The 6,189-nt window shown below is 61.0% G+C and carries 5 protein-coding genes; 1 reads left to right on the forward strand and 4 read right to left on the reverse strand.

The features are described from left to right. Window positions 1–183 precede the first annotated feature (183 nt). The 4 genes from QTL96_RS12765 to QTL96_RS12780 form a co-directional block, all read right to left on the reverse strand. Window positions 184–417 (reverse strand): BrnA antitoxin family protein, encoded by a 234-nt coding sequence (locus tag QTL96_RS12765; RefSeq protein WP_112943580.1) that lies wholly within the window; start codon window positions 415–417, stop codon window positions 184–186. A 47-nt stretch (window positions 418–464) separates the two neighbouring features. Then, window positions 465–707, reverse strand: a complete 243-nt coding sequence (locus QTL96_RS12770) for a DUF2188 domain-containing protein (protein ID WP_112943581.1) — start codon at window positions 705–707, stop codon at window positions 465–467. A 114-nt stretch (window positions 708–821) separates the two neighbouring features. Continuing rightward, window positions 822–4,295, reverse strand: coding sequence for an AAA family ATPase (locus QTL96_RS12775; protein ID WP_113200439.1), 3,474 nt, complete (start codon window positions 4,293–4,295; stop codon window positions 822–824). Beyond that, the gene (locus tag QTL96_RS12780; protein ID WP_113012377.1) at window positions 4,295–5,560 is read right to left on the reverse strand and encodes a DNA repair exonuclease; all 1,266 of its coding nucleotides are present in this window, start codon (window positions 5,558–5,560) and stop codon (window positions 4,295–4,297) included. The genes QTL96_RS12775 and QTL96_RS12780 overlap by 1 nt, the downstream gene beginning before the upstream one ends. Before the next feature lie 10 nt (window positions 5,561–5,570). On the opposite strand from QTL96_RS12780, the gene QTL96_RS12785 reads away from it, so the two are divergent. After that, complete coding sequence (locus QTL96_RS12785) at window positions 5,571–5,768, forward strand: hypothetical protein (RefSeq protein WP_289727883.1); 198 nt, start codon at window positions 5,571–5,573, stop codon at window positions 5,766–5,768. The last annotated feature ends 421 nt before the right edge of the window (window positions 5,769–6,189 follow it).

Below are 6,189 nucleotides of genomic sequence, written 5' to 3' on the forward strand. Positions count from 1 at the left end.
AGTGTCCGTACCAAGGGATATTCGATCCGATATATTTCCTTTTACGTACACGTCATATTCATGCCCAAATTCCCCCGTTGAAGGCGAGCGCTAGTCTGAGTTTGCCGCGCAGCACGTATCGCCGTGGCCCCCTGCCAAGCATCTCGGCTAGCACCACGGCAACGCGCACCGCTCGTCCGGCAATCAGCGGCCAGCCTTCATCGCAGCGCGCAGGCAGTCATTGATCCGCTCCTGCCAGCCGGGGCCGTCTTCCTGGAAAAACGCCAGCACGTCGCTGTCGATCTTGATCGACACCATTTCCTTCGCATTCGGGATTGCCGGCCGCTCGACGGCAGCGGCCGGCTGCTTCTTGGCGGGTCTGAACAAGGCTTCCGCCGCGTCCATTGCATTGACGGGGCGTCGGGGTGTCGTGGCCATTCTATGTTCCTGTGTCGGAGAAGTTCTGGCGAAAGGTCGCCCAGCGTTCAGCGATCGTCAATAACCTCTGTATCGGGGCGATCGCCGCCGCTGGCATGTTCCGTATGCCACGAACCATCAGCGGTCTGATACTGGATTTCGGCATCGCGGCCTTCGACATGCTGTCGGCTCGCGGCGGCCTTTGCCGCGGCAAGTGCTGCGCTATGCGTGGGAAATGTTTCGGACCAGACATCGCCAAGGCGATATCCATAGCCACCATCGTGCTGTCCGACGTGATAGGTAATCTGCATCGTGCTATCTCCTGCTGCGCCCATGCCATTCGGATGGGCTCAACGATACCTGGGAAGCACTTGGCTTGAGGTCAAGCGCGGTGGTGCAAGATGCACCGCAGTACGCTCGAGCGCTCAGCTCAACTGGTGGATCTTCACCTGGGGAACGACGGATTTGGCGATCTCGCACAGGTGCAGATGGTGCGTGAGATAGATCACTTGGCCGACTTTCGCCATCTCGCCGAGAAGGCGGAACACCTCTTCGGAGCGCGGATTGTCGAAGCTCTCCATGATATCGTCGGCGACGAAGGGTACGGCCGGCCGAACGGCTGCGAACTCCTCGTAACCGGCCAGCCGGAGCGCCAGATAGAGCTGGAACTGCGTTCCGGTCGACATGGAATCTGCGAGTTTCGATCCACCATCGCGCGATACGCCGATCAGGATCTCCTTGTCCTTGTCCGGCTGCGTCGCGAGGCCAGAGTAATTGCCGCCGGTGATTGTCTGAAACGCCCGTGAAGCACGGTTCATCATCGAGCTGCGATGCTTGTCGCGATAGAGATGCAGCGCCTGTTCGGCCGCCAGCGTGCCGGTTCGAACCGTCAGGTAGCGGATGGCGAGCGCCTCGATATCGAGTAGCAGTGTGCGCCGCTTCGCCTCGATACGGGCAACCGCGTCGTCGCCGCCCACGGCATCGAGCTTGTCCTTGGCGCGGGTCATGTCGGCGTAAAGCTCCCGCGCGCGCTCCGTCAGATCCTCGATACGGGCGGCAAGATTGAGCGCGCTGTGTTCGACCTCTACAGCGTCAGTCTCCGATAACAGCCTTGCAGCATCCTCAAAGGTCCTGGTGCGCAGCCCCTGCGCAATCTGCTCGCGAAGCTCCGCCATGCGCTTCTCGATCCGGTTCCTTTCCTTGGCCGCCTCGAGGTAGTTTTCGACAGCCGCCAGCGTGTCGGCGCCGAAATAGCTCGTCAACTCCGCCTTGCGGGCGTTGTGAACGGCAAGCTCCGCGTCGAGTGCCTCGCGATCGGTCTGCAGCTTTTCGAGCGTGGCCTGTCTGTCCGCGCGGTGCTGCTGATCGCGCAAGGCGGTGTTGTAGCGTTCGACAAGCGCATTGGCGGCGGCAAGCACATCGGCTGAATGAATGTCGGCCTCTGGTTGCCCAAGGATGTTGGCCAATTCGGTCCGAAACTGCGTCTGGTCATTCTCCATTGCCGACACGCGCTGCGCCAGATCGTGACGTTCCTTCAAGACGCCGGGCAGGCTTGAAAGGGTAGAGAGAATAGCACTGACGGCGGCGACTGATGTGACCTTGTCGGCAAACCATGTGACTGACAGCGCCTCCGACCAGGCATCACGCCATGCATCCGCGATCAGGACAGCCTGCTGATGGTCACGTTCCCGCTCGGCGATATCGCGCGTCAGCCCGCTCATTGCCTTCCGGTGGTTGGCGCGCACCTCCTCCCGCCTCCTGCTGTCGGCCAGCAGTCTCGCCGCCCCTCGCGTCAGGTCTGCGATCGGCATGTCGCCATCAAACCGCGCGCCGGCTTCGGTGAGGGCTGCCCCAAGCTCTGTGCTATGCCGCCCGAGTTCGGAGCGGAGCGCCTCGAGTTCATATTCGCTTTTCCTCAAATCGTCCCGGGCCGAAAGCGTAGTATTTCGCCTGCCGGCCCAGCTCTCAAGCGCAACCAGCCGCTCCAGTGCATCCGGCCCGGCCTCAATGGCATCGGGCAAAAAAGTGCCGATCTTGTCCGCCAAGGCATCGTGATCCGCCAGCCCTTCCGCAAGCAGCTCCTGCTGCCGATCGATGGCGGCCGCGCTGGCAGCGGCTGCGAGCTTCAGCTGCCGGAGTTCGGCCAAATCCTTGGCGCGGGCCAACCGATTGTCCGTTGCGGCATCGTCCTGCCGCATGGCCCGTTCGAATGTCGAAGCGGTGGCGCTGTCCAGCGTGGCAAGATGGCTCTGCCAAGCCGCATCGCGCGCGCTACGCAGGGCCTGCGCCGCGCTGTCGTCGACGGTGCCCTCGCTCGCAAACGCAGCGATCCGCGCCAAAGTCGCGGCTCGTTCGCCGGTGAGGTCGCGAAGCTTGCCGCGATGCTCGCTCACGCGCTTTTCGATCGACGCCGCGTGTGATCGCCACATATCTAGTTGCCGTGTGTCAGCCGCCTTCGTCAAAGCTAGCTCGTCTAGATCGCCCGACCAAGGCACCAGCAGCGCAATGCGATCGTCGAGATTGCGGCACACCTGGCGATAGGAGCGCTCCTCGACGGCGAGACGCGAGAGAAGGTCTGTATCCGTCAGTCTCGCCAGCGCATTCTCGATGCGCGATTGCGTATCCGGTTCCAGCTCGGTTTCACCGTCAAATTCGGCCGTGTCTTCCTTCAAGCGATTGAGCGTATCGTTGGCCCGCTTGAGCTCGCGCTCCGTGGAAGCGATCTCGGCGTCGATCCCAGAGCGTTTCTCCATTAAGTCGCGGATGGCGCCAATGGATGGTGCTGGTAGCAACAACCTCTCGGGATTTGCATGTCCCGCTTGGTCGAGATCGAACAGCGACCGCGACAGGATGCCCTCCTGCTCGGCGACGGCGATTCTGCGCTTTGGCAGATCGTCCGCAGCCGCCCGATAGCGCGCTCGTCCGATCTCGAGTGTCTCCATAACCGCGGCGATCGATAGTGCCTGCTCATCCACAACCATGCCGTCGATCTCATCCGACAATTGGCGAATCGAGCGTTCGGCCGTTTCCGCGAGCGCCTGCAACCGCGTCTCATCACGCGAAAGCTGCGGCAGCAGCAAGAACCAATCGGCCGGTGGGCGCGGTAGTTCGCCGAGACCGGCGAACTCCGCCGCAAGGCGATCGAGTTCTGAGGTCAGCGGCAGCGTCGCGAGAATACGGTTCAGCTCCGCCTGCCGGAGCTTGGCCTCAACCAACTCCGCGTTAGCCGCATCGTAGGATGCGCTGGCCTGCGTCAAGGTTGTCGCGAGCACGGAGTAGGCGGTCGCGAAGGTGTCGATGGCATTGCGCTCGTTCTTCAGCGCCTCAAGTGCTCGCTTCAGCTCGGCGAGTTTGGTGCTCGACGAACGCTTGCGATGAATGGCCGCCGCATCCTCCGCCGCCATGACCAGCGACCTGTTGAGGCCAGCCAACCCCGAGCTCGCCGAAAACAGCAATTCGCCCAACTCGCCCTTGCTCTGGATGATCGCCTGGCCGCCCTCTTTCAGGGAGTGGTCGTCGAGCGAGAACATTGTCCTGTAGGCATCGCGCCCGATCCCGCCGAGTGCTGCCGACAGCATGCCCTCGTTAACCGGCTGGCCGTTGTTGTCGACGAGACTGCCGGTCCGACGCTTCAGCCGGACGAGTTCGTGGTCGCCGCCGTCGAACTCCAGCCGTGCGCCGATCTGCATGGTGTTATAGGGATGAATGAAGTCGTATTTGCTAGTGGCCCCGAACCCGAAAAGCAGATCGAGAAAGGCATCGAATGTCGTCGATTTTCCGGCCTCGTTCAGGCCGTATATAATGTGCAGGTCCGGCTTGCCCTCGAGAGTCTGGCCGAAGTCGATCGAATGATCGGTGAATTTCCCGTAGCGGGTCAGGTCGAGACGGCGAAGGCGCATCAGTTCTCTCCGTGATCCCAGGTCTTCATCCGCGCGGTGATGTCGTCGGCGCCGTCAAGCATCAACTCATCGATGAAGCGTTCGAAGCTCGCTGGGTCGTCGCCGGCAAATCGACGGCTCTCCGGCGGCAGGTCCGCCAGCAGGTCCTTGACCATCTCGCCGATCTCGTCGCGAAAACCCGCGCTCGCGATGACCCGGTCGCGCATAAGCTGGCCGAGCTCAATGACGGGATCGGCAGTTGCCTTGCCAACCTCCTCGGGTGTGTGCACGGCAAGCTCCAGCTTCTCGATCCAGGTCTGACCGATACGATCACCGCGCTCCTCGGCCTCGGTGCGCAAAAGATCGATATCGCGATGAAGCCGCCACGATAGCGGCGTCTGCCCGTTGAGCCGCAAGCGAGTGACGAGGTGGGGCGAGGCAGTCTTCTCGCGTTGTCGCGCAAGCGCCAGCTCGATGGCGCCCGCCGCCTCGCGCCATTCGGAGATGCCGGTAAAATCGACGCTCACCCGCTCGAACTGAGCAACGCTGGTCAGGCGCTCCTCGATGGTGATCGTCCGGTCATCCGCGATCGTCACCAGCGACACGGTCTTCGCGCCGGCCTCGTTGATGTCGCGGCCCTGCGGCATGCCGGGCATGATCACCGTGCGCGCGCCGTGATGGTGTGCCCGCTGATGAATATGCCCAAGCGCCCAGTAATCGAAACCAGAGGCATGCAGTTCCGAGACACTGCAGGGAGCGTAGACGTCGTGCCCCTGCGCGCCGGCGAGGCTCGTATGCATGATGCCGATATTGATCGCGCCCACGACCGGTGCCTTGAATCTCGGCAGCAGCGATTCCGGCGCTTGCGGTTTGGCGAAGCTCAAGCCGTGGATTGCGATATCGAGACCACCCTTGACCCGATCGACGGCTTCGGCGCGCCCGCCGAACACCTTGACGTTTTCAGGGAGTACGAGCTCCTGGGTGATCTTAGAAAGCGCGTCGTGGTTGCCGCGTATCTTGTAGACCGCGATCCCTGCCGCATTTAGTCGCTGCATCTGGCTGGCCAGAAAACGCGCCGTCTTCATAGACGTCTGATCGCCATCATAGAGGTCGCCGGCAATGATCAATGCGTCGACCTGTTCTCCCAGGCAGAGGTCGATGATCGAAACGAAAGCCGCCCTCGTGGCGTTGCCGATCAGTTCGGCCAGCGCTTCATCGCGCAGCGCGAGCGAGCGCAAGGGAGAGTCCAGGTGAATATCGGCGGTATGTATGAAGCGAAACGGCATCAGAACCTCAATGGTGCGCGTCACTATATGGCAGATCGATCCTGCTCATGCCACCGTCAGCCGGCGTCTGGTCTTTGAGCAGGCCGGGGGAGGGGATAACCTCGACGGCTTCAACGCCGTTTCCTACACCCAAACAAGACCCCTGGAAATTCCCTATCAAATTCAGTCGCTTGCCAGAAACTGCGTTTTTTTGAAAAAGGCTTGTTGACTTGTTTGGGTGAGGAGCCTTATAAGCCGCTTCACAGAACGAGGGCGGCGGCGCTGCTGGCGACGGTGACTTTCGCTCTGGATTTCTTTGATTGGCTGCGATGCTGATTGGTCCCGGGCTTAGGGTTTGGGACGGGGAATTTCGACTGGTTTGACTGGTCTGTTATTTGACAATTGAAGATGAGAAGAAAGAGAAACGTGGGCGGCGGAGTTCGCGGATCGGGTAGAGATACTTGATCTTTGAAAGAGACTTTGGCGGTCACGTTTATCAAGAGAAGTTACACTGGTCTTTGGTGTTTGGGTTTCGGCCTAGATGCTTAGAGGACAGGTGTGAAGTTCTCGTCGATTCAGAACGTGACGTAAATGCCAATGATTGAATTCTCAACATGAGAGTTTGATCCTGGCTCAGAACGAACGCTGGC

The organism is Rhizobium sp. S163 (assembly GCF_030380805.1).
Classification (GTDB): domain Bacteria; phylum Pseudomonadota; class Alphaproteobacteria; order Rhizobiales; family Rhizobiaceae; genus Rhizobium.